Raw genomic sequence first — 24,463 nt, forward strand, 5'->3', positions numbered from 1 at the left:
GAGCTTAGAATGAGGTGAGCGAACATGCTATTCACACGGCCAAATCTTCGTAGTCTTGAACCCATTTAAGGACATCATGACTCGGCATTGGATGTGCAATAGCAAAACCTTGCCCACACGTCCCTCCCATATCAGTATACAGACTCACATGCTCTGCGGTTTCAATCCCTTCTGCAATCAACTCGTAGCCAAAAGCTTTACTGAGTGCAATGATGCTTTCAACGATTACTTGGTTACCTGAGTCATCAAGCATATTGATAATAAAGCTTTTATCAATCTTCAATGTATCCAGCGGTAGCTTTTTCAAGTAACTTAATGACGCGTATCCCGTACCAAAGTCATCTAGCGCTATCTTGACTCCTATAGCACGACAGGTTTGCAAAATACCAATAACCGTATCCATATTTTTGATGGACGATGACTCAAGTATATCTAGTTCAATTTGGTTTGCTTGCACATCAGGAGTCTCTTTAATGTACGCTTCGAGTTGTTCAACAAACCCTTCGTCTTGCAAATGTACCACTGAAATATTAATACTGACCGTGATGTCCAATCCGCACTTGTTCCACTGACTCAGCTGTTCAATTACGGTCTTTAAAACCCATTCGCCAATGCTAATCCCAAGCGTCGCATGTTCAAGGGCATCGACAAAATACCACGGTGCTTGAAGGCCTTTTTCTGGGTGATGCCAACGAATTAAGGCTTCCAAGCCTATCAATTTATTTTCCAATAAATTTACTTTAGGTTGGTAGTACAGTTCGAATTCGTTGTTTTCAAGACCTAGCTCAACGCGCTCTAACAAGTGTCTACGTTCTTGAAATTTACTCTCTTCTTCCGGATCGAAAAAGATAACCCTATTTTTACCCGACTTTTTCGCCAGATACATACTTTGGTCTGCACGTCGAAGCATGGTATCGGCATTGAGTCTCACATCGTTTAATTAACGCAACACCAATACTCGCTGAAACCCGCGTGAAGTTCGCTCGTTCGAGTGCAATTGGTGCGTTTACCACAATGCGGATCCGCTCAAGCAACAGTTCACATTCACTAAGATTTTCAAGCCCCGTCAATAAAATAACAAACTCGTCCCCACCTATCCGAGAAACCGTATCGTATTGCCTAAGCCCAGACTTTAATCGATTAGCAATTTCAACGAGTACGGCATCTCCTGCTTGATGACCATATTTGTCATTTACAGGTTTAAAGTTGTCTAAATCAATGAATGCAAGTGCAGACAAGGTATCAGCGCGAGTTGACAAGGAAATTGCCTGATCAATGCGGTCAATCAGCAAAGGCCGATTTACAAGTCCTGTAAGTGCATCATAATGCGCCAGTGCATGTAGTTGCTTTTTAAGGTCTGCTTTATGTACAGCCCCTAGAATCGCACTCAACAGTTGAGGCGTTTTTAGCTCGTTTTTAATTAAATAGTCACTGGCACCTAAACGCATCGCCTCTGCCGCAACTTGTTCATCACCCAGACCCGTCACCATTATAACTGCGCATTGTTTGGCAAGCGTCGTTCGAATGCTGTTGAGCAGGCTCAAACCATCGGTCTCTCCTAAGCGATAATCAACGATAATGCAGTCATACTCGCAGTCATTAAGTATAGAAATAGATTCTCTCGCATCTATCGCTTCTTCAATTTCCACATCAACGTTCGCAGCATTCAACATTCGTCGGATACGTTCTCTATCGACGTCGTCGTCGTCGACCACAAGTAGCTTGAGCTTAGATTCCTGCATGCGCATTCCTTTAAACTAGGCGTCTATCGACATTTAAAATCCACAGCCGCCTTATAGGCTTCGAGAAGCGTACTGAGCCGTGCAAACTGAGGGCCAACTGATGACTTAACCATGTACCCTGCTACATTCTGATGGTACGCTTTTGACTTATCTCTATCGTCATCTGACGTCGTTAAAATAAACACCACCGTGTCTTTCAACATAGGATCCGTTCTCACGGCATCTAAAAACTCAAAGCCATTCATCACTGGCATATTAAGGTCTAGTAAGACTAAAAATGGATGGTCTAAAACGAATGTTGGGTGGGTGTTGTTTAAAATGTCTAAGGCGATTTTGCCATTATCTGCGACCGTAATACTGAGGTCAGCGTCAACTTTTCGTAGGCTTCGAATTACCGCTTCAGCAGATACATCGTCATCCTCAACCAAAAGTATATTAAGCTTTGAGATCATGCGTGTCTTTCCTTACAAAACGTGGCCAGCGCAATTCAAACGTCACCCCTTCATCTGGTTCGTTAGACGTCACAGACAGGTTTGCGCCATGAACTTCTGCTAAACGCCGACTCACCGACAGCCCAATTCCCGTGCCGCCTCGCTCTGACGCTGTCGCAGTTTGAAATAGATTAAAGATACGTTTCATTGCAGACGGCGCAATACCTGGACCGTCATCTTTGACTTTAAAAATGCAGAAGTTACCTTCAAGTTCACAGCTCACGTGAATGTTGCCCTGCTCTTTATCATGGTGTTTTATGGCATTGCTTAAAAGATTACGCAGTATCGTTTCAAGCGGTGTCAAAACTAGGCTTAGCGTCACTGATTCTGCAATACATTCAATCTTGAAAGACGTTGGTGCATCTACAAAATCTATGACCTCGTCGATAAGGTGACGCACATCCACTTCTTCCAACGCGGTAGATGCACGACCTGCCCTCGCATAGGTGAGTAGATTGGCTATCAACTGCTCCATTTTGTCGATTCGAATGGCGATTCGGTTAAGGTTCGTAGCGACTTCAGGGTTTGCATCAAGGTCGATGTCTTCTTGAATCCAAGTTAGCAAATCACTAATACCACGTAGCGGTGAACGCAAATCATGCGAGGCAACATAGGTAAACTCTTCTAGATTTTTATTGGTTTCCTTTAGCGCCATTTCTAACCGAGTGCGCTTTGTGATATCCGTTAAAGAAACTAAAATTATGCGGTCTTCGAGTCCACATCTATTGGACTTAGCCCTATTTCTACTGGGAATTCTCTGCCATCTTTGTGCAGTGCAGTCAGATCCCGACCTTCACCCATCGTACGCATGACAGGAGTTTGCGAATAGGAAGCGCGAAGGCTTTTATGGTGCTGCCGATATCGTTCAGGTAATAGAGATTCGACAGACATCCCTATCATCTCTGATTCCATATAACCAAAGCTTTTGCACAGGGCTTCATTGACATGCAGTATCTTGCCGTTCTGACCTATCAACAAAACACCATAGGGCGCGAGCGCAACAGAATTGATGAGAATACGAGTTGCTTCTTGACGAACAGATAAGTCGACCAAACTCACGACAACGCTACTGTTGCTATCCAAATCAAAAGGATTTAACCCTATCTCGACAGGAATTTCCTTTCCATCGTTACGCACAGCATAAAGCGTTTGTCCGAACCCCATTTTGCGTTTGGCTGGTGCGTCAAAATACGTGCTCAAATAGCGACTATGTTTGATGTGGAAACGTTCTGGAATAATAGTTTCTATCGATTTATTGATAAGTGCTTGAGGCTCAAAGCCTAATAAACTTTCAGCTTCAGAATTCGCATAGCTAATTTCGCCACGGCGATTGACCAATAAAGTTGCAACCGGGATCGATTCTAAAAGCTGCAAAAACGACGCGGATGAAATTGTTCCTTTTTCAAAATGCATAGCTGAAACCAGTGTTAGCCTATATCTAGTCCTTAATGCTTAAACAGTAGTTGAAAGGTAGTCTTTTTACAAAGTCGAAGGATAAAATTTGCAATGAAGAGTCCTTGTATCACTGGACTCGCGGCATTTTAGATAAATTACTTTAAACTAGTCCTTTATCAGCGATTGGTCACTCGGTAGTTCAATTGTTGGTATATCAAATAGATGTTTTAAATTGGCTGGTCGATAGCTTGGCAATGCCGTCATACGCTCAAACACGCTTGGATGGATAGATTCATTGCTTTGTTTCACTGCTGCGATGTCTCTTAATGTAGTCGACGCTCGCAGATACCAGCGCATGGGATCTCGATATTCTCCCAAACTACACGGTTTATAGAATCTTAGAAACTCTTCATCGAATGCAAGCCCCAGATTAGCCGCATTGTCTTTTAACCAATGCAATGAAATATTCGCCAAGCCGTCCTTCTCGTAACCGCCACCGACATTACTATGGCTGCCCGCAAACCATTGTTGATCGAGCTTTTGCGAAGAACCAGGCGGCAATCGCCATATTGCAGGTTTAAATAACCCGCGTCTCTCATCGATAGCCAGTGCCTGATAAGCATGCTCGATGTTTGGGGTGAGACTCACGTTGTGAAATTGATAGCGACGATTCAACGCGTTTATTTTAACTGGAATGCCAAGTGCGCCAACGGTATCCCAAACACCGACAAATCGAATGGGCACTGATCGCGTCTGATGCTTCTCTCTAAACGCTTGAATCACAGATGATGGTGCTCGTTCTCGATACAAATCATAGGCTTCAGGCAGATAGAACGCGTGGCTTTTTGGCAGGAGACCTATCTGATAAATAAGGCCGATAACACTTCTTACGGTATACGCACCGCGACTGAATCCAAAACAGTAAATTTCGTCACCAGGTTGATAATTATGAACCAGAAATCGATACGCACGACGTACGTTCGTGGATAAACCAATACCTAAAACGCCACCAAGTACCTTATCTAAACCCCAACGCGTACCAACTCCCTCACTGTAAAACACAACCTGATGCACCCCCTCCTCTGAGCATGGCAAAATGCCTCTGGCCATTTTAACCACATTGGAGGGTTTACGTTTTCCTCGGTCGTACTGGGCTGGTTTGTTCCAAGTACCATCCATGCAGAGAATGAGTCGTTTCATTATTTTCGTCAATTTCGAACACTTACAACAGCGAGGCAAGGTACAAATACACGTTTAAAATGTCAACCGATTGTTAAAGTTGATTTTTCCTCTTTTTACACTTTCTTTTAAGGCATAATAGCGCCACCCTGTTGCGTTCAATTCATCACTCTTTATGTTGCAAGCCTATCAACACCTAATTCAGCACGAAAAGCTCTCTATCGACCCTGCACAACAACACGCCGTCGACGCGCTTCAAGCTTTGAGCGAAGACTATGGCAAGACGAATTGTAAGGGGCTTTACTTATACGGCCCCGTGGGTCGCGGTAAAACGATGCTGATGGATCTCTTTTTCGAGCAGCTTAAAAAGTCCAAAAAACAACGCATACATTTTCATCATTTTATGGCTGATGTTCATCGGGCGCTAAATCAAGTTCAAGGTGTAACTGATCCATTAATCGCGATAGCACGAACTTGGTTAGAAAAAGCGAAGGTTCTCTGTTTCGATGAGTTTTTCGTCAGCGACATTGGCGACGCAATGCTGATGGCAAACCTGTTTAAAGGCTTATTCGCAGAAGGTGTAGTGTTAGTTGCGACGTCAAACCAACACCCGTCGCAACTTTATTCCGGTGGATTGCAGCGCGATAGGTTTTTACCGACCATAGAACTCCTGCTCACCCATTGCAACGTCATTAACGTAGCAGGCAACTTGGATCATCGTTTTGCGCATGGTGTCCACTTTGAATATTATTTTATCCAAAATAACGATGCTTTTGATGCGGTGTTTAGCGCGCTTGGTGGTCGTTATGAACGACGCACTCTTTCCATTTTGAATCGTTCCGTTGAGCAATTAGGTTTTGGTGAAAACGTCCTATGTTTTGATTTCATGGCGTTGTGCTCTTCTCCTCGCGCAACAGCTGATTACATCGAACTTGCGACTCACCTCGATGTGCTTTTTATCAAAAATACACCGCAAATGGGTGCAAGTGATGACGTCTCTTATACCGCTCAAGGAACTGAAGAAGGTTATATTCGCCCCACCGAACACGTACGAAGTGCCAAGCTTGATGATGAAGCGAGACGTTTTATCGCCCTTGTCGATGAATTTTATGAGCAGAAAAAACGGCTTGTGATTAGTGCAGACGTTGAGCTACAAAATCTGTACGTTGGTGAACGCTTAGCGTTTGCTTTCGAACGCACAAAAAGTCGACTCGTAGAAATGCAGAACTGGTAACTCGCTTGACGGCAGTACATTAAGCAGGCGCTGGTTGCTTAGCCATTGCTACGCCGTTTCGTCCAGCGGCCTTTACGCCATACATCGCATGGTCTGCGAGCACGATTAGTTGATCCACTGAAACAGTATCAGCTATCGTTGCACAGCCAAAACTCGCTGTAATTTCGAGTGCATGCGTGTCCGGATGCAACTTTTCACTCGGTAATGCGGCGCGCAATTGATTTGCAACCTCAACACACGCCTGAGCATCATAGTTGGGAAGTAGCACTAAAAATTCTTCACCACCATATCGACTCACCATTGCATCCAGAGGCACGTTTTTGCGCAACAGAGACGCCACAAACACCAATGCATTATCACCGACATGATGACCGTAGTTGTCGTTTATAGACTTAAAGCGGTCGATATCGAATAAAATTAAACTGTAGACTTTTCGCTCTTGCGACCATTGTTCATGGCACGCGTCTAGTTTGTTGCGGATCGCTCTTCGGTTATATAAATCAGTGAGTTGGTCACGTTCGCTCATTCGCCTAATTTTGCTGATTAAACGTGCCAACGCACACGCAAACATCATGATATTTAGCAGTAAGTTAAGGACGGTGTGTGCCCAAAGAATTGGGACGGCCTCAGCCGTATTGAGCGTATAAAACGCAGTGGTTTGCTCTGGAACAACGGCAAGAAGGAGGATACGAGTAATAAAAACAAGGAGTATACACGTTGATGGAATGGACATTCCTATCGCGGCTAGTCGGCTAAACGATTTGTTCATGCCCTGATAAATGGCTCGAGTGAGTAAGAACACGTTAATTGCAGCCGATAAGGAAAATAACACTTCTTGAACCACTAAACTATCGGACGACGGGTCCTGTGTCAGCATCAGTACTGCAAAGGAAAACCACGCATATAAGCCAAAACGCGAGATGTTTTTAAGTTTAAATAACCGCGTCATCCCTTGGTGCATAAACACAAACCCTAGTAACACGCATTGATCTGCTAAAAACCAATGTAAATAACTCGGTGAATGTGAGCGCCCTAAGTTAAGCAGTAACCCAAAGAGTATTAAATAATTTGCACTCGCGAAAAATAAGCTGGCCTTGGGCGCGATTTTTAGTGGATAAGCCATGATACTCCAGCCAATCGCACTCACACCGGCAATTAAGGTAATAAACGTCAACAGCGTCTGTGCAACTGGGTGAAATTCCATAGGCACGCAACTTAGATAACTGATTTTTTCAGTATAATCCATGTCACTCTGAATGCGAGGAATCAACAAACGGCGTGAAGATGCATACACGAAATGTGTTTTTCTTGTGGAGATTCATCCTCAGGATTGTCTGAACGAGAATGCTTCTCTAAGATAACATGTATTGTCCGCTTTTCTCTGGTTTGCCGTTGAAACTTCGTTTGCTACACAAAGTGCTGTTTGCGCAATTAAGTGTCATCTTACTCCTTCTTGTGGCGCTTGTTTCGATAAATTACATTCAATTGAGTTCAATATCTTCTGTTCTAGAACAACAGGTAAAAGAGTTGGAACTATCGCGAGCTAGAGAACTAACAAACGCATTACAGCAGCATTTTTCAGAACATGGCAATTGGACCTATATTCAACAATCACAGGATAATTGGGTGCATTTTGTTGAAGCCGCACTGCAAAAAGAATTGGATGATTTTGAACTAAACCGCATGCTTGCCCCTTTTCCCCATACCAAGGAAGAAGGCAGTTCACCACCGCCACCACCGCCTCATCGAAATCCAGTCAAACCATGGATAGATAGACTAACACTGGTGACCCCTGAAGATATGCTCATTGTCAAAGCAAAATACACCAGCGAAATCTGGTTTGTGACCCCCATTGTTGTCGATGGTGTGACTGTCGCGGTACTTCAAAATGGCAAATTGGATCGTAATGAACGTCATCACCCGCCGTTTTTCGCAGGCCAGCAATTTGAAACCATGCTCTGGTTTGCGGGTTTTGCAATGGTTATCGCAAGCCTTGCCAGTTATCTTTTTACACGATTTCTCACAAAACCTGTAAAACAACTGACGGAACGGGCTGAACAGTTGGCAAACCGAGATTTTGAAACCAAACTGCCCGTCGACTCGAATGACGAACTGGGTGAACTGAGTCACAGTCTTAACCGAGTGTCAGACAAATTAGCGCGTTATGAAATGCAGCAAAAACAGTGGTTACAAGACATAGCACATGAGACTCAGAACCCCGCTAACGATTATCCGCGGTGAAATGGAGGCGCTTGTTGATGGTGTGATCCCAGCAAGCAGCGAAAATTTAACGCTCCTGCAATTAGAAATCCTGCGGCTCAATCGACTGATTGACGACTTACATGAGCTGGCTATCACCGATAATTTAGAACTCTCGATGCAAACCCAACCGATTCAGTTAGACTCACTCATTACAACTCTGTGCAAGCGATGTGAAGGATTACTGCAAAAGCGTGGACTAACACTCAGCATGAGACTTGACTCAGTGTATGTTTGGGGCGACGAAGCTCGTTTGTCTCAAGTGTTTACCAATTTACTGAAGAATTGCGCTCACTACACTGAGCTGGATGGCAACATTTGGCTTGAGTTGCACCGAAAAGGTAGCAACGTACAGCTTCTCATTGAAGATTCAGGTCCTGGTGTTAGCGACGAACAACTCGACAAACTGTTTCAACGTCTATATCGCACAGATCAATCGCGCAATAGTCAAACCGGTGGCGCAGGGCTAGGTCTCGCTATCTGCGAGAATATTATCGCCGCTCACCATGGCCACATCCAAGCAATGCACGGTGCTAAAGGCGGTTTGGTCATTCTGGTTACTTTGCCGCTTTATTCGATGGAACAAACAACATGACGTTTCACATTTTAGTCGTTGAAGACGAGCCTCGTATCGCACAACTGGTGTGTAAATACCTCGAATTAGAATCTTATACCCACACATGGGTAAACAATGGTCTAGACGCAGTCAACTACGCAAAAGCTAAACAGACCGATTTATGCTTACTCGACATAATGTTACCCGACATGGATGGCATCGAAGTATGTAAACAACTTCGAGAATTTAGCCGTTTGCCCATTATTATGATGACCGCAAAAGTCGAAGAAATCGACCGCCTACTAGGGTTTAAAGTCGGTGCCGACGATTATGTCTGCAAACCCTTTAGTCCTAAAGAATTGATGGCACGAGTAAATGCGTTATTGGTCCGCACTTATCAAACTAAAGTCATGACCAAAAAGTTAGTTTTTCAAGACCTCGTCATGGATGTCGAACGCTTTTCTGTTCATTTACGCCAACAAGAAATCAAGCTAACCGTGAACGAATTCACGATATTAAAAGCGATGCTGGAGCAGCCTTCTAAAGTGTTTTCCAGAAAAGAATTACTTTACGCGGTTAAACAAAAGGAACTTGATATGTATGAGCGCACCATTGATACCCACATAAAAAACCTACGTAAAAAACTCTCGACTGAGGAGCAAGACCGTGATGTTATTCATTCGGTTTATGGTATTGGATATACGCTCAAACCTACAATTTAAGTCTCTATCTCGCAAAGATGCCCGCATGCCTTATGCGGCAGCGGGAATTTCAGTGGGGCAAGTGTCATTCAACCTGAGCAACTCCGCCACCATGATGATGATTTGACACGATACCTAGACCTTTTCACTCACGTTCAAAGAAGACATAAGCGCTTGAATAAGTTCATCATTGTCGCCAGCCATATTGCTAATCTGTTGATATAATTCAGAGCCTTGGCCTTGCGGCGGTGGAGGTGGCATACCTTGTTCGCCCATTTTGTCTTTGCGTTCGCTAAAGTGCTCATGCTTTTCTTGAAAATAACTCTCTAAGTCGATGTCATTTTCTTCGGCATAGGCCTTTAATGACTCAGGCGCTGATTCTGCCAGTGCTGCGGCATCAAATTCACCCGACATTTCCATCTCCATAGCGCTTTTCATAAAATCGCGAATTTCTTCATCGCCCTGTACTGATTGGAAAAAACTACTTAATTCATCGTCTTTTGGGGGCGGTGGCATAGGACGTGAGTCAACATTTTGCGATTGTACACTCGATGTCATGCTCACATTGGTATATTGGTTTGAAATGTTCATCGTTGTTACTCCTAATTTACCCAATGTTTGTTTTGCGTTTCACTCTAGAAAAAGCACGAACCCATCCATCGCGCTTGTTGCTCATTTGACTCAGAACGATGCTTTGCCAAACTCACTTTTATTATGGTGAACAGGTAAAAAGAAGCTGTGTGAAAAACATGTGCTTTGCATCAATATTGTGAAGAAATCCACACAATTACCCTTAATTTTCGGACATTTTCAAGCCTCGCATTTTGTCTAATTCCATGAATGAAAATCACAATAGGAAACCAGCCATGAGTAACCCCGCCGATCGCCGCACTTTTTTTGAAACAAGCACTTATTGCAAGTGCGGCCTTTCCTGTTATCACGCTGTTTGGTTGTGGCCAAGACAGCGGTGCACTCCCTGTCACCACACCCGACACCTCGGGTGATAGCGATGACTCAACGACAGTAAACCCCACAGAGTGGGCATCGGGAGGTACGCAAAATCTCACGGCCAATTTTCCAACAACCGACTTATTTAACAGTGCCTCGGTTTGTTCTGTGGTGTTAACCAAGTCGTTGACGGAAGGTCCCTGTTATTTTATGGCGGATGTTCTTGATGATATTTCTGAAGGTCAGCCCGGTTTACCCAGCCAACTCTGTTTGCAAGTGATTGACGCAAACTGTCAACCTCAAGCTAATTTAGAAATAGAAGTGTGGCACTGTAATGTGAACGGATTGTACTCGGGTAATACAGAACAAAGTGCTGATGCAGGCCGCTTCGCTGGTGGCTTTTGTACTGGCAACGACAGTCAGGCCGTTCAGGCAAAATGGTTTAGAGGTACTGCGATAACGGACAGTGACGGACGAGTTAACTTCAAAACCTGTTTTCCCGGCTGGTATTCGTCACGCACTATCCACATTCACTTTCGGGTAAAAAATAATAATCGGGATCAGGTCATTTCGCAGTTTTGCTTTAACGATGCGTTGACCAAAGCGATTTGTACCACACACCCAGATTACGCGCATCGAGGGGAACAAGACACTCCATTGAGTGGTGGTCGAGATACCGTATTTGGCAGTAACGCGGACGAATTCGTGATGGACATCAAAAACAACGAAGATGGGTCATTGCTACTCTACAAACGCATTATCATTAACACATAAACGGAGTATCAACGTGCATCTCTCACTGTGATTTGCACGTTTTTTGTTGAAGTCGCTTATCTACAGCCCCACCTAAAAATTAAAAATCGACTCAATTCATTTGGTTAGAATAATTTTTACGCTTACGGTTGCAACCACAATTTTGTTAGCGTTAAAATAAATTAAGGTTAATTTATTGTAAATCACATTTTGTCCACATTTGTGATTTACCGTTGAATCCCGAGCAACGCGAAGTGATCTGTATCTCACACAGGTCGAGGTCACTTGGCGTAGTGATAGCCTCACTCATTAAGGCTATCTGGCGGCTACTATCCTTAGTCAATTCGTTGAAAACCTGGTCCACAAAGGAGCTGATTAGCGTGGACCTTTTATTAAAAGGTGGAGAAATGGATTTAAATTTCAGTAACGAAATGGTGTATACCCTACCATTTTATCTCGGGCCAATCTTGGTCCTGTCAATTCTTAACTATGTGCGACGTCAAAAACACTACCGCTTTAATGATACACTCACTAACGCGTCTATTGCTGTCGGAAACTTAGGATTCTCGTTGATACTCTTGCTGGGTGTTGTGGCGATTTACTCACACGTTTTTGAAGAATATCGCTTCATTGAACTCGACCAAACTAACCCCCTCATCTACGTGTTTGCATTTATTGCCTACGATTTTTGCTACTACTGGAATCATCGTTTCCATCACATGATAGGTTTACTTTGGGCCGATCACATCGTGCACCACACGGGTGAGCAGTTTAATCTTGGCGTATCCGTTCGCATTAGTTACTTTACCGAACTGACTATGTGGATGACCTTTATTCCGATGGCGCTTATGGGCATTTCCATTGAAGTGTTTTTAGTCGTCAGCTACATAGAAGCGGTCTGGGCTTACTGTATTCATACCGAACATTTTAAGAAAACTCCTGTTGCTGACAAAGTCTTTAATACGCCTTCACACCATCGTGTTCACCATGCACGCAATAGCCGTTACATCGATAAAAACTTTGGTGGTGTACTCATTATTTGGGACAAGCTTTTTGGCACATTCCAAGCTGAACTAGACAAAGATCCCGTTGTATTTGGCGTAAGAGAATCTTATCCAAGCTTTAGTCCACTGGTGATCAACTCTTATTATTTGAAGAACATTTGGAAGAAAATGCAGCTTTCAAGTACGCCGTGGGAAGTCGTCTGTTCTATTTTTGCCGCTCCTGGATGGTTACCCAAAAAAGCCGATAGAAAAACGTTCTACAGCGCGACTACTCGTATCTCGTGCAGAGACTTTAAACCGTACGACCCACACACTTCATTAACAACGAAATGGACAAGCTTTATCCGTTTCTGTGTAATGCTTGTGCTATTCACCTATTTAATGAGTAACTTCGGTACTATTGGTGCTATTCCCGCGACCATTTTATCACTGCTCTTTTTCTGGCTGAGCCACTACAACGGTATCGTTCTAGATGGTAAAAAAGTCGGAGCCTATCCTGAAATAATTGTACAATTACTCGCCGCAAGTTTTGTATATTGGGTTGCACAAAACACCCAAGACGTCATCGTGGCGTCTTGTTCGATTGGTTTAATGGTTATCTCGGCGGTGAATTATATCGTTTATCGTCAAGCGCCGATGACCCAACAATCCTTTCCAGTTGACGCATCGCAACAAAGTGATGCACTTTAATTTTTCGTCACCATACTTTAAGGAATAACGATGGAAAACGTAAAACAGAATACAGGCGGCGTGAATCGAGAATACGGTAAAGCGACCGCTCAGCGATTCACGTTCGTTGGTTTACATTTAGCTCTCGTACTTTTTTGTGCTTGGCTTGTCTTCGCTGGTGGCTTTGCCTACCTAGGTTCGCTTTTTGGTGAACAGTGGCAATTTGCTGATATGACGCGTGCCGAAATATTGTTTGGTTGTGCTGCGCTATACTGGTTGCGCCATGCCATTACCGTGCTGTACTTATTGCAACGAGCAATCGATTGGAGTGAAGTCTTTGGCCTACTTTGCTTTATGGCCTTTTTCGAAATCGGTCTTTTGGTCCTTGGCGGTGGCGCCTTTAGAGACAGTGTCATTCCACTTGGCGGTTTAGACGTCGTTGCTGTCGTTCTGCTTGTCGTAGGCTCTTTTTTCAATACGTTCTCAGAATTACAGCGCAAATGGTGGAAAAAAGACGCAAGCAACAAAGGCAAATGCTATACCGAAGGCCTATTCAAATATTCAATGCACATCAATTATTTTGGTGACTCCGTGTTATTTACCGGTTGGGCACTGTTCACCGTGAACTTCTGGACATTATTGCTGCCGTTATCAATGGCTTACTCTTTTGTTGCTTTCCACATCCCTGCATTGGATAGTTACTTAGAAGACCGATATGGCGAACCCTTTAAGCGATATGCAGCTAAAACGAAGAAATTTATTCCATTTATCTACTAGTTTCACCTGAGGGGGGGTTCGTCCTCCCCTTTTTTTACTACCCTTTTCCTTGTTAATTTTGTGTAACACAAAAACACAATCACTGACACAATTACTCATTATGCTTTTGCTGGACTAGACCAAGGAGAAAGTCATAATGAAAACAAACATTCACCAATTAAGTAAACTCATCACCGGAGCAATGCTCTGTACATTGTCGAGCACAGCGCTCGCCTCTACTCATTCAATAGTCATTGCAATAGATGGCTTACGAGGCGATGGTATAACGAATGCGGCTACACCTAATATCGATACATTGATCCAAGGGACATGGACTCAAGGCTATCATGGCGCTTATGCGTTTTACGCTCAAACTATGACGGATGCGGCACCAAATAGCGGACCAAATCATGTTGGGATCATGACAGGTGTAACCTCAACTAAAAGTGGCGTAACCGGTAACTCAGACGTAGGTTCAGGTCGGTTTGCGCAATACCCGCATTACCAGTCGTTGCTTGAACGACAAAATTCGGCGACCAATACCGTCTTTATGGCAACGTGGGCAACTGATTTTCAAATCACCAATGAAGCCGATTTAAAAATTAATACCAATGACCAAGCCAACGTTAACAATACGGTTGCTATCCTCAATGGTACATACAGTGACGCGAATTGGGCGAAAGGAACGACACCTGATTCACTGTTCTTGTTTTTAGATGACGTAGATCACGCTGGACATAGCTGCTGCTTCACAGTCGATGACGAAGGATATGTCAGTGAAATCCAAGACGTCGACCGCCAAATTGGTGACATTCTCACTGCAATTAAAACTCGTCCTACATTTGCCTCTGAAGATTGGCAAATTGTGATTACCTCAGATCACGGCGGGCGAGGTTCAACACATGGTATTCACGCCGCGGATAACTACACGATCCCATTTCTTGTGGCATCCAAACACGTCGCTCAAGGTTACCTTGCGGGTACACCACACAATTATGACGCCGCGCCGACAGTGCTTGCCCATCATGGCATTACCCCGCCCGCTCACATGGACGGCGCAGTGCAAGGCAAAAATGTCATCGCGAAAAAACCGCAAAATATATTGGAAGACTTAACCACTTACCTCTCATTTGAAGGGAACTATCAAGACCGCTCAGGTAACGCCCTACACGCGCAAGTTGGTGGTGGTAGCCCAGAGATTCAATTTGGCGGTAAGTTCGGCCGTTACGTTGCTATCAGTGGTCAAAAAGAATTTCTGACGTTTGGTAACCCAAGTAGCCTTGATTTCAACACGTCTTCTGACTTTACATTAATGACGTGGTATCGCGTATCAGGAGACCAAACTGGCGACCCTGTTATTCTAGGTAACAAGAACTGGCAAAGTGGTGGTAACCAAGGCGTGCTATTACTGGCGAATGAAGGCAATGGAGACGACTTTGGGATCAACATTGCATCCGATCATAGTGACCGTAAAGACATCGACCCGATTGACTACACGTTTAACGGCTGGTGGTTGTTAGTCGCGACATTTGATCGCGATGGCGCGGCGACACTTTATGCAGGAAGCCCGAATGGCAAACTGTTTGTCGTGTCCGAGGGGATCCAAAACGTTGGCGACATTACATCTTCACTGAACTGGAACATTGGTCAAGACGGCACGGGTAGCTATACGTATAACCTTAAGGCTGACCTCGATGATCTTGCAATTTGGCGCAGAGCATTAACACTGGATGAAGTTCGTCAGATTTACAATCAGGGGGCGGGGGTTGAATTAAATACCCTTCTTGGAAATACACCCACAAACCATTTGTCGAGCGCGTCTGACTTCGTTGTTGGCAGCCGAATGTCCGTTCAGGTAACAACAGTAGTAAAAGGCGATACGTGTGGACTCGAATGGGATGCAACGCTCACGGGCAGTGAACGTAACGCAAAATTTGATTGTGAAGGCCGAGCTGATCCAATGGAACTGGTAGTGGATAAAGTGACGGTAAATGGTTCTGAGAAATCGGTGTCAGGCTACCTTGTTGCGGCTAACGGTAAAGGTGCATTAGAGTGGGATGCCAACAAACTGTCGAATGAACGCAACGCCAAATTTGACCAAAATACGCAAGGTGATTACCTGACCGTACGCTTCGTTGCAGATGCAAACGCAACGACAATTTCAACACAAGCCTACGGCCAAGAGTGCGGTTTTGAATGGGACAATACGTTGCTTGGCCACGAACGCAACGCAAAATGGGATTGCAATCCAAATCGCGATACATTCCGTTTCACCTTGTTAGATAAATAAGTAAATACAGTGCTTACCTAGGTTGAATACCCGGTCCGTTTAACTCCGTGTGTTCAACCTATTCAGATTTAGCTCATGCCGTGTGAGTACTGTAATGCACAATCATCAAGGCTATTATTTCCACGCCAACTCGAGTGTCACAATATCTCTATCAGAATGGAAATCCGAAAACAGTACTTGCTGTTCATTAAAATCGGATATCTCTCCCTTTGGCGTTTGGAACGTATCAAGCAGCAGGAACTGGCGCTTAGCATCAACGTGCCAATGCTGAGATAGCTGCGAGCTTGTATCACTCACAATAAACCACAGCTCACTCCCCTTAGTTCGATGTGCAACAATACTGGCTGTTTGAGCTGTCCTAAACAAAACATTTCCCTCAAGCGTCTGAACTTGGTTTGGTAAAACCCGCCATTGCTCCCCTCCAATATCCATGAGATCGCCCTCTCCTTCATACAGTATTTGTTGTTTTTCATTGGCAAATTGCCACGTAAACCACTGCTGACCCCGCACTCCTTTTCGGCTAAACACCATCGCATTATCATCGTCCGACCAATAACGCGGAATACCAACGACGTCATCATAATATTGAATAACTGGCGTATCGCCCTGCCAACGAACTAGTACCAATCGCTCATTCCGAGCAAACGCCAACATACTGCCATCGCTATTCCACACAGGTTGCGAGAGCGCTAATTGCTCACTCGGATTCGCGTAAATAAGTCGCTCTTCACCGCGTTCAATCTCCTTTATAAACACTTGAGAGAAACCATTGCGATTGGAATTAAACGCCACATAACGACCAGACGGCGAAAAACTAGCCAGCCAACTATGACGATTAGACTGGGTTAGTGACCTTGCCTGCTCAGCATCGAATCGTTGTACAAACACATTGCCGTTGATCTTCTTGAGTGTAAAACTCAGGTGCTGACCATTCACTGACATGGTTGGGAAATGCAAGAACTCGTAATTCTCAAACGCGATTTCAGAGAGACTCATTTTGGTTATCCAAATAGCGTAACCGCTTGCCGTCACTGAGCAAATACCCCTTAGAGACGTCAGCATAAGTAATAAAATACCAATTTTCATCCAATGTCGCGATTGTCTCGACACGTTTACTCTGCACATCTAACAACCGGATCTGTGACCGATGATGGTCATCAAATCCCATCATAGCCACGGTTGACGCCCCCTCAGCATTAGCTATGCGATAAGGGAGAAAGCCATTCGTTGGCTCATAGATTTTATCCAAGAAACCGGTACGTAAATTGCCTCGATAGAGCGCTGATACGCCCATCTCTTTCGATAAAAAGACCACTGAATCATTAATAACCACAAAATTGCCAATGCCCAATGTTCCATTGAACGTGAAATGGCGTTGCACAGAGTGCTTTTGATAGTGACTATCCATCAGTAGGCTTTCAAAAACCAGTTCATTGCCCTGCTGTGAAACAATCAGTAGTTGATGTTTGTAGCTCGAAACCGAGGGGCGAACCCAAGCAGCATAGCGAATGTGCTCGTTACTCTGCCAAATCAAGTTTGAGGTTGTTCTATCAAGCGAGGATAGCCAAACTTGTGTTCCAAGCGTGTCATTCGCTGGGTCTTTCAGATAGATCATCGCGTTACTGTCTGGTGTAAATAAGCTGAATGATTCATCTTCTAGTGTCGCTGAAATGGGTCGAAGATTGCTGACATGTGGAATTTTAGGCGAGGATGACGTCGCTATAAAAAATATCCCAACGACCCCACACAGCATTAATACGGCTAGTGAACAAAGCAAATACGCGGGTGCGCGATGAAAAGCGGTTTGCTTGTAGAGTGAGAAACCTTGTAAAAGTTTAGGTGAAACCGCGTTCACCTTTATCATGCCATGCAACGCATAACCACGTTTTGGGTACGTTTTTAGTACGTCTTTTCCAAGGTCTCCCAATGCATTTCGTATCTGGTTTATCGCTCGTCGAATAGATATTGGATTGAAAATAGCGCGTGGCCAAACCTGTTCAAAAATGGTTTCCGCACTCACTACCTGACCTTCTTGAAGCGCGAGCAATACCAGTACATCCATCACCTTAGGTTCTAAGCGAGTTTGCCTACCATGACAAATGAGTTCTCCTGTGGCGGGTGAAACTTGCACATCATTCACCCAAAACCCATCACGTAAGTTTACTTGTTGATTGTTAGCGTGTGCTTTTGGCTCACTTTCAAAGCAATCCAACATACTGTATTCCTTACTTTTTATTTATCTTAATGTTTTCAGAACAAAAGCATAACGCTTTATCTATCGCTATCTCGTTTGGGTGCTTGCACACTCGATTCAGACACCACCTGCAATTGGGTTGCTTTTAGGCTCCCCAGTCGTTAACAATAATAGAAAGGTATTTCGCAATGCTTCTTTTTCCTTCTAACTTCAGACATTTTTTAATCTACTGCGGTTTTGCTGTGCTATCGATAGTAACAAGCAAATCCGCACTATCCAATGCCAATCCAGCATTGGACCCACACACACTATTAGACAGCACCATTACCATGTTACAAAATCAACGTGAGCAGGCTGTTAGTGATTACGTAGACGCTTATTTTCATAAAGATGCATTGGAGCGTTGGAATGGCGAAGGGCGTGAGCGCTATATTGGGTGGCTAAGTGCCGTAAAACACTACCACAAGACCTTTAGTATGCATAAAGCGTTGCCGTTTGATGAAAAACGCAATCGCGTGACAGCCAGAATCCTTTCACAGAGCACTCGGATTATCTACACCCTGACAATAACGCTCGCTCAAGTCCATTTGGCAACAAACGATGAGAGCAATTTATCTTGGAAAGTATCCGGTATTTCTATAACTGCAGACAAACCTGTCATCGACAGTCCACTCCACGCCCTGACAAAACAAGAATTGGCAACCAAACTGGCGGAGTATGTTGACTTCATTACCAAAAACAACGCCTTCTCAGGCTCCGTCTTGTTAGCCGATAACGACGCCATTTTGTACCAAAGCGCACATGGTTATGCAGAACAACGATTTCATATTAAAAATAACGCCGACACACGCTTTAACATTGGGTCTTTGAATAAAATGTTTACCGCCGTTAGCGTATTGCAATTGGCTGAAGCGGGAAAACTATCCCTTCGAGATCCGATAACGAACTATATTGACCACACTCTTTTAGGTGATGGTGATTTTAGTGCAATTACCATTGCCCATCTTTTGTCTCACACTGCGGGATTAGGCTACCCGACTTACCCGAAAACCCACCCAAACGATTTACGAAATTTAAACGATTACCTACCGTATTTACGCTATATCCCTATTGTTAGTAAACCTGGGGAACAATTTCGCTATAGCAGCGAAGGGTTTATTTTGCTTGGTCTCATCATCGAAGCGGTATCCAAACAACCTTACAATGATTACCTACAACAACAGGTCTTTACGAAGGCCGGTATGGCTCAAACAGGTAACTTTGATATCGATGGCGTCGCACCCAATATGGCAATGGGTTACTTTTATTCAAACGAGCTCAAGTCTATGCAAACGAATTGGTTTATTCATAGCATTAAAGGAAATTCCGCCGGTGGTGGCTATTCGAACATTGCAGACTTATACGCCTTTTCAAAAGCGTTAACCCATAATCACTTGTTATCCCAAAAATACACCAATCTCGCGTTTACCACTAAACCTGAATTTCATTCCGACCATTATGGGTTTGGCTTTAGCGTACATCATGGTGGCAGTGGCAAAGTGATTGGTCATAACGGGGCATTTATTGGCGTCGGTGCAGATCTTCGTGTTTATTTGGATAAAGGGATAACCGTCGTAGTACTGGGAAATCAGGATATGGTGACAACCCCCGTTATCACCTACGTGAATGAGCTTATGCAGCATTTGCAGTAAGTGACGAGTGTATTCGCGCTGGGTTTGTATACACTAAACAAACTCAGCGAACGTGTTATTAAGAACAATCGGCTATTACGAAAGGCAAACACATAGTAGATAATAAACAATCTATTTACGAAAATTTGGAGCGCTACTGTGTTAGTCCGTTATTCCGCCTGCCTTTTTGCTGCTTTGTTTATCAACGTGGCATCAGCAAACCCAAAGACGACCGAAAATCAGGAAAATAACCTCACAGAACAGCAAACTATTCTTCTCGTTGATAAACAAATTGCTGCGTACAACGCGCGCAATATTGATGCCTTCGCGGCGACCTATCATGATGATGTCGAAATTTACATCTATCCTAATCAGCTACTTTTAAAAGGCAAAACCGCACTCATCGAACGCTATAAACAGAAATTTGCCGCACTGACCATGCTAAGAGCAACCTCATTGCAACGCATCGTCAAAGGTAATTATTTAATAGACCTTGAACGAGCGGAATCATCAACACAACCCTCTCAAGAAATCACCCGTTGCGTTGAGTTAATTGCCACCTACGAAATAGAAGATGGACTAATCAAACGAGTGACGTTTAAGCGGTAGTCAAACCGAGCTTGGCTAAACTATATTGAGTATCACGAATGGCTTTTTAATTGTTCAGTTTCGAGGTATGCTTTCAAGACATCTGACCAGTTGATTAACAAAAATGAAAACACGCATCACTGAACTTTTTGGCATCGAAAAGCCGATTATCTTACCTGGTATGAGTTGGATCTCCGTACCTGAACTCGTCGCAGCGGTATCAAACGCGGGTGGTTTGGGCATTTTGGCAACTGGCCCGCTTAGCAAAGCACAAACCAAAGAAGCCATCGAAAAAATTCGCTCGCTAACGGACAAGCCTTTTGGCGTAGGTATTACGCTAATGATGCCGGGCGCAAAAGAAAACGCCAAAATAGCCCTAGAGCTCGAAGTGCCTGTTATCAATTTCTCACTGGGTAAAGGTGATTGGCTTGTTGAAGGCGCTAAGAAATACGGTGGTAAAGTGATAGCGACCGTTGTCACTGAAAAACATGCTTTGGCGGCACAAAAATCGGGGGTCGATGCACTACTTGTCACCGGTCATGAGGCCGCTGCCCATGGTGGTGATGTCACCTCTTTGTGCCTTGTTCCAAACATTGCAGACATTGTTGATATTCCTGTGATTGCTGCGGGTGGTTTTGCTGACAGTCGAGGTCTTGTCGCGGCACTCGCACTGGGCGCAGACGGCGTTGCGATGGGATCGCGCTTTGCGACAAGCCTTGAAAGCCCAGTTCATCAAAACGTCAAAGATGCCGTTGTGGCAAAACGGGTTGAAGACACCATTTATTCCAAAAACTTTGATGGGCTTTATGCACGTGTCATGAAAACGCCGATGGCAGAGAAAGCGACTCGTAGGCCGATGAATATATTCGTAGCAATAGCGAAATCATTTAAGGCCGCGAAAATGGTCGACATGCCACTTTGGAAATTGATACTCGGTCTTTTCGCGCAATTCGATAAAATCAAAATGCTGTCTTTGTTTGGTGCTGCGACAGAAAAACTTGAAGCCGCAACCATTCATGGTGATTTGGAACGAGGCGTTCAATTTATTGGTCAATCACAAGGGGTTATACACGACGTGCGTTCGGTACAATCTCTGATGGATAGCATGATGGAGGATGCCTCAAAACTTGTCGATGTCCTCAATCAGAAAGTCAAAAATTAAGCCTCTTTCGAGGCTTACTTGTTCTATTCTTGATAACGTTCAGCATCGTAAAACAAAGGTTTTAACCCACCACAATGAGTGAATTTTACGGTTAATTCATTTTCCGATGGGACTCTTGAAGATGTTCTGAACTTCTGTAAACAGGCGCCGCGCATGTCCACAAAGATAAGATGATTAAAGCTCGGTTTTTGCTGAATTTTATGAATATAGATATGCTCGTTTTCTTTCACTTCGATTAAGTCATACTCTTGCCATTGCGATGCGAGCTCCAAATCTTTTAGCTCTCTTGCATAAAGTTTGTTGGTAAATTCAATGCTTTTATTTTCATAAAGTAATTCCCCACCGTTGTCCAAATCACCCGCATAAACATCCGCATTTACAGTCACTTCATTGCCACGAATCAAATTCTCAATATTGAATTTTTTCGTTTTTAATGTAACCAGATCAAAATCACGCACCATGTTTAAGAATGCCACGTCTTTATTTTCGATTTTATAAACGATTTGCACATCGCTGGGTTTTTCGTAGGTTGGCATTGAGACAGCAAAGACCTTGGACGCTTGGTTGACCAGCACCATTTTATGCTCACCTTCCCACACAGGGTTTAGCGGAGGTGGCTCAGGCTTTTTTTCTGCCGCAAACGCCTGCCCAATCAACAGAGTAAACAAAACAAAAAGGTATTTCATATTAAACCCAACAGATTGATAATTTAGCTATTATAGTCAACTTGCGGACTTTAGCCGCCACCAAAGAACAATTTTCTTTGTGTCACTAGACGAATGCATTAATCGACAAAGCGTCCTTTTATTTCCAAAATTTCCGCCAACACCTCATCAAACAACACGACTAATTTGGGGTCAAAATGGCGCACGCTCCATTGATAAGCGCTGGCGAATGTCTGAAATAAATGCGACAAAAAATCATCGTTAGTCAGTTTGACATGTCCTATCGCCAACCGAATAGACACTTTCTCCCCATTTCGGTGTAAGGCATCCACTTCACGCCCTTTACCAATTATGCGTGCTTCTCCCGTTTCTAAATACCGCTCTAGATAACCATCATATTCGACCTTGTATGGCGCAGGCATCAGCAAACTGACGTTTTTACCAAGCAGTTCTTGTTCTTTCCACCCCAACAAACGTTCGACTGCTTGATTCGTACTTTTGATTATTCCTTTACTATCAATGGTCACGATACCGTCAACCGCCGTTTCCATCATTGCTCTAACGCGCCGTTCGCTTTGCGCTATTGGGATTCTTGGATTATTTTTTCTTCATCAATTGTAATGAGTGAATTACAAAAAAAACACTCATGAGCATCTCAATAATCCAAAGGAAGCAAAATGAAATTAAATCGTCACGTCATGTTCATGAGTATGTTCTCCATCGTACTGCCCGCTCTTTCGGGCTGCGGTGATAATGAAGTCAACGTTCATTACATAGAAAAAAATCTCGACGAAGAAGCACACCAAAAACTCGTGACCGATGTGCAAGAACTTGTAAAACAACACCAGTTAAACGGGCTGAACAACGCAGCAAAGCAGCTTCCTACGATTGAATCACCCATCGCTCAGTTAGGTATGCAGCTATTTTTTTCCAAATCCCTAAGTGGTGATATGGATACTGCTTGTGCGAGCTGTCACCATCCATTTTTAGGCGGAGGCGATGCTTTACCACTCTCTATCGGGGTGGCCGCTATTCAGCCTAACCTGCTCGGGCCTGGTCGTTTACATGATGCTGGGGCTGTTCACGCAGATGGAGGCCCACAGTACCAAGAAACGCCCCCTCCACATTCAATATTGCGTTTTACAATCAAGCACTATTTCACGATGGCAGAGTACAAACATTATCCGACTCGGATGCGCTTAATGGTCTCAATGAGCCTCTGCGAACTCCAGACAGCCCATTTGCAACCGCGGATAATTTTGCTGGAACAAATTTAACAGCCGCACAAGCTCGGTTTCCCGTAACCTCTAAAGAAGAAATGAGAGGGTTTAATCTGGCGGCCGAGGAATCAAACCAAGTTCTTCGCGAGGCGCTGCAACGCCGATTACGTGGCGAAACAAATGAATTGTCCAAAAACGAATGGCTTAGTCGTTTTGCCACGGCATTCAATCGAACAACTGACCAAGTCATACAAGACAACATCTTAAGTTTTGATAACGTTGCCTTTGCCCTTGGCGAATACCAACGCTCCCAAGTACTCATCAATTCACCTTGGAGTCAGTTTGTTCAAGGCAATACGAGTGCGCTTACCGACGAACAATTAAAAGGCGCTAAGCTTTTTTATTCAACCAAATCCCAAGGTGGTTTTGATTGTGTTGCTTGTCACTCAGGCGATTTTATGACGGATGAACAATTTCACATTATTGCCATGCCACAAATTGGACGAGGAAAAGGCGATGGTGAAGATGGAAGCAATGATTTTGGTCGCTTCCGTGAAACAAACGTTGAAACTGATAAGTTCGCGTTTAGAACACCTCATTTAACCAACATTGAGGTCACCGCTCCTTACGGACATGACGGCGCATTTGCGACGCTCGAAGCGGTTATTGAACACCACCTCAATCCAGAAGTTTCAATTGCAAACTATGATCCTTCAGACGTACAACCAGGCATTCAGACTACACATTGGGTAAACAACACCAACCAAGCACTCGATGTATTGAAAATGAACATGGATGCTGGTCGCTCACTGCTCACAACGATTGATTTCAGTGTCGAACAAATAACTCAACTGGTTGCATTTTTGAAAGCGCAAACAGATCCGTGCACCAAAGATCACAATTGCCTAATCAAATGGGTTCCGGCGCCGACCATGGATGCAGACAACACCTTACTGATTGCCGAATTTCAGGAATAACCTTAATAAT

Annotated in this window: 24 protein-coding genes and 1 pseudogene; 13 read left to right on the forward strand and 12 right to left on the reverse strand. The window is 44.0% G+C overall.

Features of this window, described 5'->3' with window-relative positions; genetic code table 11:
• Positions 1 to 31: 31 nt before the first annotated feature.
• From J5O05_RS21655 to J5O05_RS04720, 6 genes are all read right to left on the reverse strand, one after another.
• Positions 32 to 931, reverse strand: coding sequence for a putative bifunctional diguanylate cyclase/phosphodiesterase (locus J5O05_RS21655; protein WP_244369797.1), 900 nt, complete (start codon positions 929 to 931; stop codon positions 32 to 34).
• The gene (locus J5O05_RS21660; RefSeq protein WP_244369799.1) at positions 861 to 1,742 is read right to left on the reverse strand and encodes a diguanylate cyclase; all 882 of its coding nucleotides are present in this window, start codon (positions 1,740 to 1,742) and stop codon (positions 861 to 863) included. The genes J5O05_RS21655 and J5O05_RS21660 overlap by 71 nt, the downstream gene beginning before the upstream one ends.
• Positions 1,743 to 1,765: 23 nt before the next feature.
• Positions 1,766 to 2,194: a response regulator gene (locus J5O05_RS04705; protein ID WP_208843811.1), complete on the reverse strand. Its 429-nt coding sequence runs from the start codon at positions 2,192 to 2,194 to the stop codon at positions 1,766 to 1,768.
• On the reverse strand, positions 2,178 to 2,888 hold the full coding sequence (locus J5O05_RS04710) for a sensor histidine kinase (RefSeq protein WP_208843812.1): 711 nt from the start codon (positions 2,886 to 2,888) through the stop codon (positions 2,178 to 2,180). The genes J5O05_RS04705 and J5O05_RS04710 overlap by 17 nt, the downstream gene beginning before the upstream one ends.
• A 44-nt stretch (positions 2,889 to 2,932) precedes the next feature.
• On the reverse strand, positions 2,933 to 3,646 hold the full coding sequence (locus tag J5O05_RS04715) for a PAS domain-containing protein (RefSeq protein WP_208843813.1): 714 nt from the start codon (positions 3,644 to 3,646) through the stop codon (positions 2,933 to 2,935).
• 147 nt (positions 3,647 to 3,793) lie between these two features.
• Positions 3,794 to 4,828, reverse strand: a complete 1,035-nt coding sequence (locus tag J5O05_RS04720) for a DUF2235 domain-containing protein (RefSeq protein ID WP_208843814.1) — start codon at positions 4,826 to 4,828, stop codon at positions 3,794 to 3,796.
• Between the two features lie 154 nt (positions 4,829 to 4,982).
• Here J5O05_RS04720 and zapE point away from each other — a divergent pair, with 154 nt between their 5' ends.
• On the forward strand, positions 4,983 to 6,041 hold the full coding sequence (gene zapE / locus J5O05_RS04725) for a cell division protein ZapE (protein ID WP_208843815.1): 1,059 nt from the start codon (positions 4,983 to 4,985) through the stop codon (positions 6,039 to 6,041).
• 19 nt (positions 6,042 to 6,060) lie between these two features.
• On the opposite strand, the gene J5O05_RS04730 is transcribed toward zapE, so the two are convergent.
• Entirely contained in the window at positions 6,061 to 7,287 is a 1,227-nt protein-coding gene (locus tag J5O05_RS04730; protein WP_208843816.1) for a GGDEF domain-containing protein, read from the reverse strand.
• 146 nt (positions 7,288 to 7,433) lie between these two features.
• Between J5O05_RS04730 and J5O05_RS04735 the strand changes: the two genes are divergently transcribed.
• Genes J5O05_RS04735 through J5O05_RS04745 form a run of 3 tightly spaced genes read left to right on the forward strand, consistent with a single transcriptional unit; the run spans position 7,434 to position 9,578 of the window.
• On the forward strand, positions 7,434 to 8,282 hold the full coding sequence (locus J5O05_RS04735) for a HAMP domain-containing protein (RefSeq protein ID WP_208843817.1): 849 nt from the start codon (positions 7,434 to 7,436) through the stop codon (positions 8,280 to 8,282).
• Complete coding sequence (locus tag J5O05_RS04740) at positions 8,245 to 8,895, forward strand: ATP-binding protein (RefSeq protein WP_208843818.1); 651 nt, start codon at positions 8,245 to 8,247, stop codon at positions 8,893 to 8,895. The genes J5O05_RS04735 and J5O05_RS04740 overlap by 38 nt, the downstream gene beginning before the upstream one ends.
• Complete coding sequence (locus J5O05_RS04745; RefSeq protein ID WP_208843819.1) at positions 8,892 to 9,578, forward strand: response regulator; 687 nt, start codon at positions 8,892 to 8,894, stop codon at positions 9,576 to 9,578. The genes J5O05_RS04740 and J5O05_RS04745 overlap by 4 nt, the downstream gene beginning before the upstream one ends.
• A 114-nt stretch (positions 9,579 to 9,692) precedes the next feature.
• Here J5O05_RS04745 and J5O05_RS04750 read toward each other — a convergent pair whose 3' ends face one another.
• Positions 9,693 to 10,148 (reverse strand): hypothetical protein, encoded by a 456-nt coding sequence (locus J5O05_RS04750; RefSeq protein WP_208843820.1) that lies wholly within the window; start codon positions 10,146 to 10,148, stop codon positions 9,693 to 9,695.
• Positions 10,149 to 10,454: 306 nt separating this feature from the next.
• Here J5O05_RS04750 and J5O05_RS04755 point away from each other — a divergent pair, with 306 nt between their 5' ends.
• From J5O05_RS04755 to J5O05_RS04770, 4 genes are all read left to right on the forward strand, one after another.
• The gene (locus tag J5O05_RS04755; protein WP_244369801.1) at positions 10,455 to 11,279 is read left to right on the forward strand and encodes a dioxygenase family protein; all 825 of its coding nucleotides are present in this window, start codon (positions 10,455 to 10,457) and stop codon (positions 11,277 to 11,279) included.
• Positions 11,280 to 11,638: 359 nt separating this feature from the next.
• Positions 11,639 to 12,952, forward strand: coding sequence for a sterol desaturase family protein (locus tag J5O05_RS04760; protein WP_208843821.1), 1,314 nt, complete (start codon positions 11,639 to 11,641; stop codon positions 12,950 to 12,952).
• A 30-nt stretch (positions 12,953 to 12,982) separates the two neighbouring features.
• Positions 12,983 to 13,708 (forward strand): methyltransferase family protein, encoded by a 726-nt coding sequence (locus tag J5O05_RS04765; RefSeq protein ID WP_208843822.1) that lies wholly within the window; start codon positions 12,983 to 12,985, stop codon positions 13,706 to 13,708.
• A 136-nt stretch (positions 13,709 to 13,844) separates the two neighbouring features.
• A complete protein-coding gene (locus J5O05_RS04770) occupies positions 13,845 to 15,977 on the forward strand; it encodes an alkaline phosphatase family protein (protein ID WP_208843823.1) in 2,133 nt (710 codons plus the stop codon).
• 114 nt (positions 15,978 to 16,091) lie between these two features.
• Here J5O05_RS04770 and J5O05_RS04775 read toward each other — a convergent pair whose 3' ends face one another.
• Positions 16,092 to 16,973, reverse strand: a complete 882-nt coding sequence (locus tag J5O05_RS04775) for a TolB family protein (RefSeq protein ID WP_208843824.1) — start codon at positions 16,971 to 16,973, stop codon at positions 16,092 to 16,094.
• The gene (locus J5O05_RS04780; RefSeq protein ID WP_208843825.1) at positions 16,960 to 18,192 is read right to left on the reverse strand and encodes a winged helix-turn-helix domain-containing protein; all 1,233 of its coding nucleotides are present in this window, start codon (positions 18,190 to 18,192) and stop codon (positions 16,960 to 16,962) included. The genes J5O05_RS04775 and J5O05_RS04780 overlap by 14 nt, the downstream gene beginning before the upstream one ends.
• Before the next feature lie 167 nt (positions 18,193 to 18,359).
• Here J5O05_RS04780 and J5O05_RS04785 point away from each other — a divergent pair, with 167 nt between their 5' ends.
• The 3 genes from J5O05_RS04785 (at position 18,360) to J5O05_RS04795 (ending at position 21,591) form a co-directional block, all read left to right on the forward strand.
• On the forward strand, positions 18,360 to 19,862 hold the full coding sequence (locus J5O05_RS04785; protein WP_208843826.1) for a serine hydrolase domain-containing protein: 1,503 nt from the start codon (positions 18,360 to 18,362) through the stop codon (positions 19,860 to 19,862).
• A gap of 138 nt (positions 19,863 to 20,000) precedes the next feature.
• The gene (locus tag J5O05_RS04790; protein ID WP_244369803.1) at positions 20,001 to 20,450 is read left to right on the forward strand and encodes a nuclear transport factor 2 family protein; all 450 of its coding nucleotides are present in this window, start codon (positions 20,001 to 20,003) and stop codon (positions 20,448 to 20,450) included.
• A gap of 103 nt (positions 20,451 to 20,553) precedes the next feature.
• Positions 20,554 to 21,591: an NAD(P)H-dependent flavin oxidoreductase gene (locus tag J5O05_RS04795; protein ID WP_208843827.1), complete on the forward strand. Its 1,038-nt coding sequence runs from the start codon at positions 20,554 to 20,556 to the stop codon at positions 21,589 to 21,591.
• A gap of 23 nt (positions 21,592 to 21,614) precedes the next feature.
• Here J5O05_RS04795 and J5O05_RS04800 read toward each other — a convergent pair whose 3' ends face one another.
• Positions 21,615 to 22,277, reverse strand: coding sequence for a hypothetical protein (locus J5O05_RS04800; protein ID WP_208843828.1), 663 nt, complete (start codon positions 22,275 to 22,277; stop codon positions 21,615 to 21,617).
• Between the two features lie 98 nt (positions 22,278 to 22,375).
• Positions 22,376 to 22,810: a PAS domain S-box protein gene (locus J5O05_RS04805; protein ID WP_244369804.1), complete on the reverse strand. Its 435-nt coding sequence runs from the start codon at positions 22,808 to 22,810 to the stop codon at positions 22,376 to 22,378.
• Between the two features lie 360 nt (positions 22,811 to 23,170).
• On the opposite strand from J5O05_RS04805, the pseudogene J5O05_RS22680 reads away from it, so the two are divergent.
• Together J5O05_RS22680 and J5O05_RS04815 are read left to right on the forward strand one after the other, a co-directional pair.
• Positions 23,171 to 23,272, forward strand: a pseudogene (locus J5O05_RS22680) (cytochrome c peroxidase); the annotation flags it as partial.
• Between the two features lie 116 nt (positions 23,273 to 23,388).
• A complete protein-coding gene (locus J5O05_RS04815; RefSeq protein WP_280117691.1) occupies positions 23,389 to 24,453 on the forward strand; it encodes a cytochrome-c peroxidase in 1,065 nt (354 codons plus the stop codon).
• Positions 24,454 to 24,463 lie beyond the last annotated feature (10 nt).

Source organism: Pseudoalteromonas xiamenensis (assembly GCF_017638925.1).
Lineage (GTDB): Bacteria > Pseudomonadota > Gammaproteobacteria > Enterobacterales > Alteromonadaceae > Pseudoalteromonas > Pseudoalteromonas xiamenensis.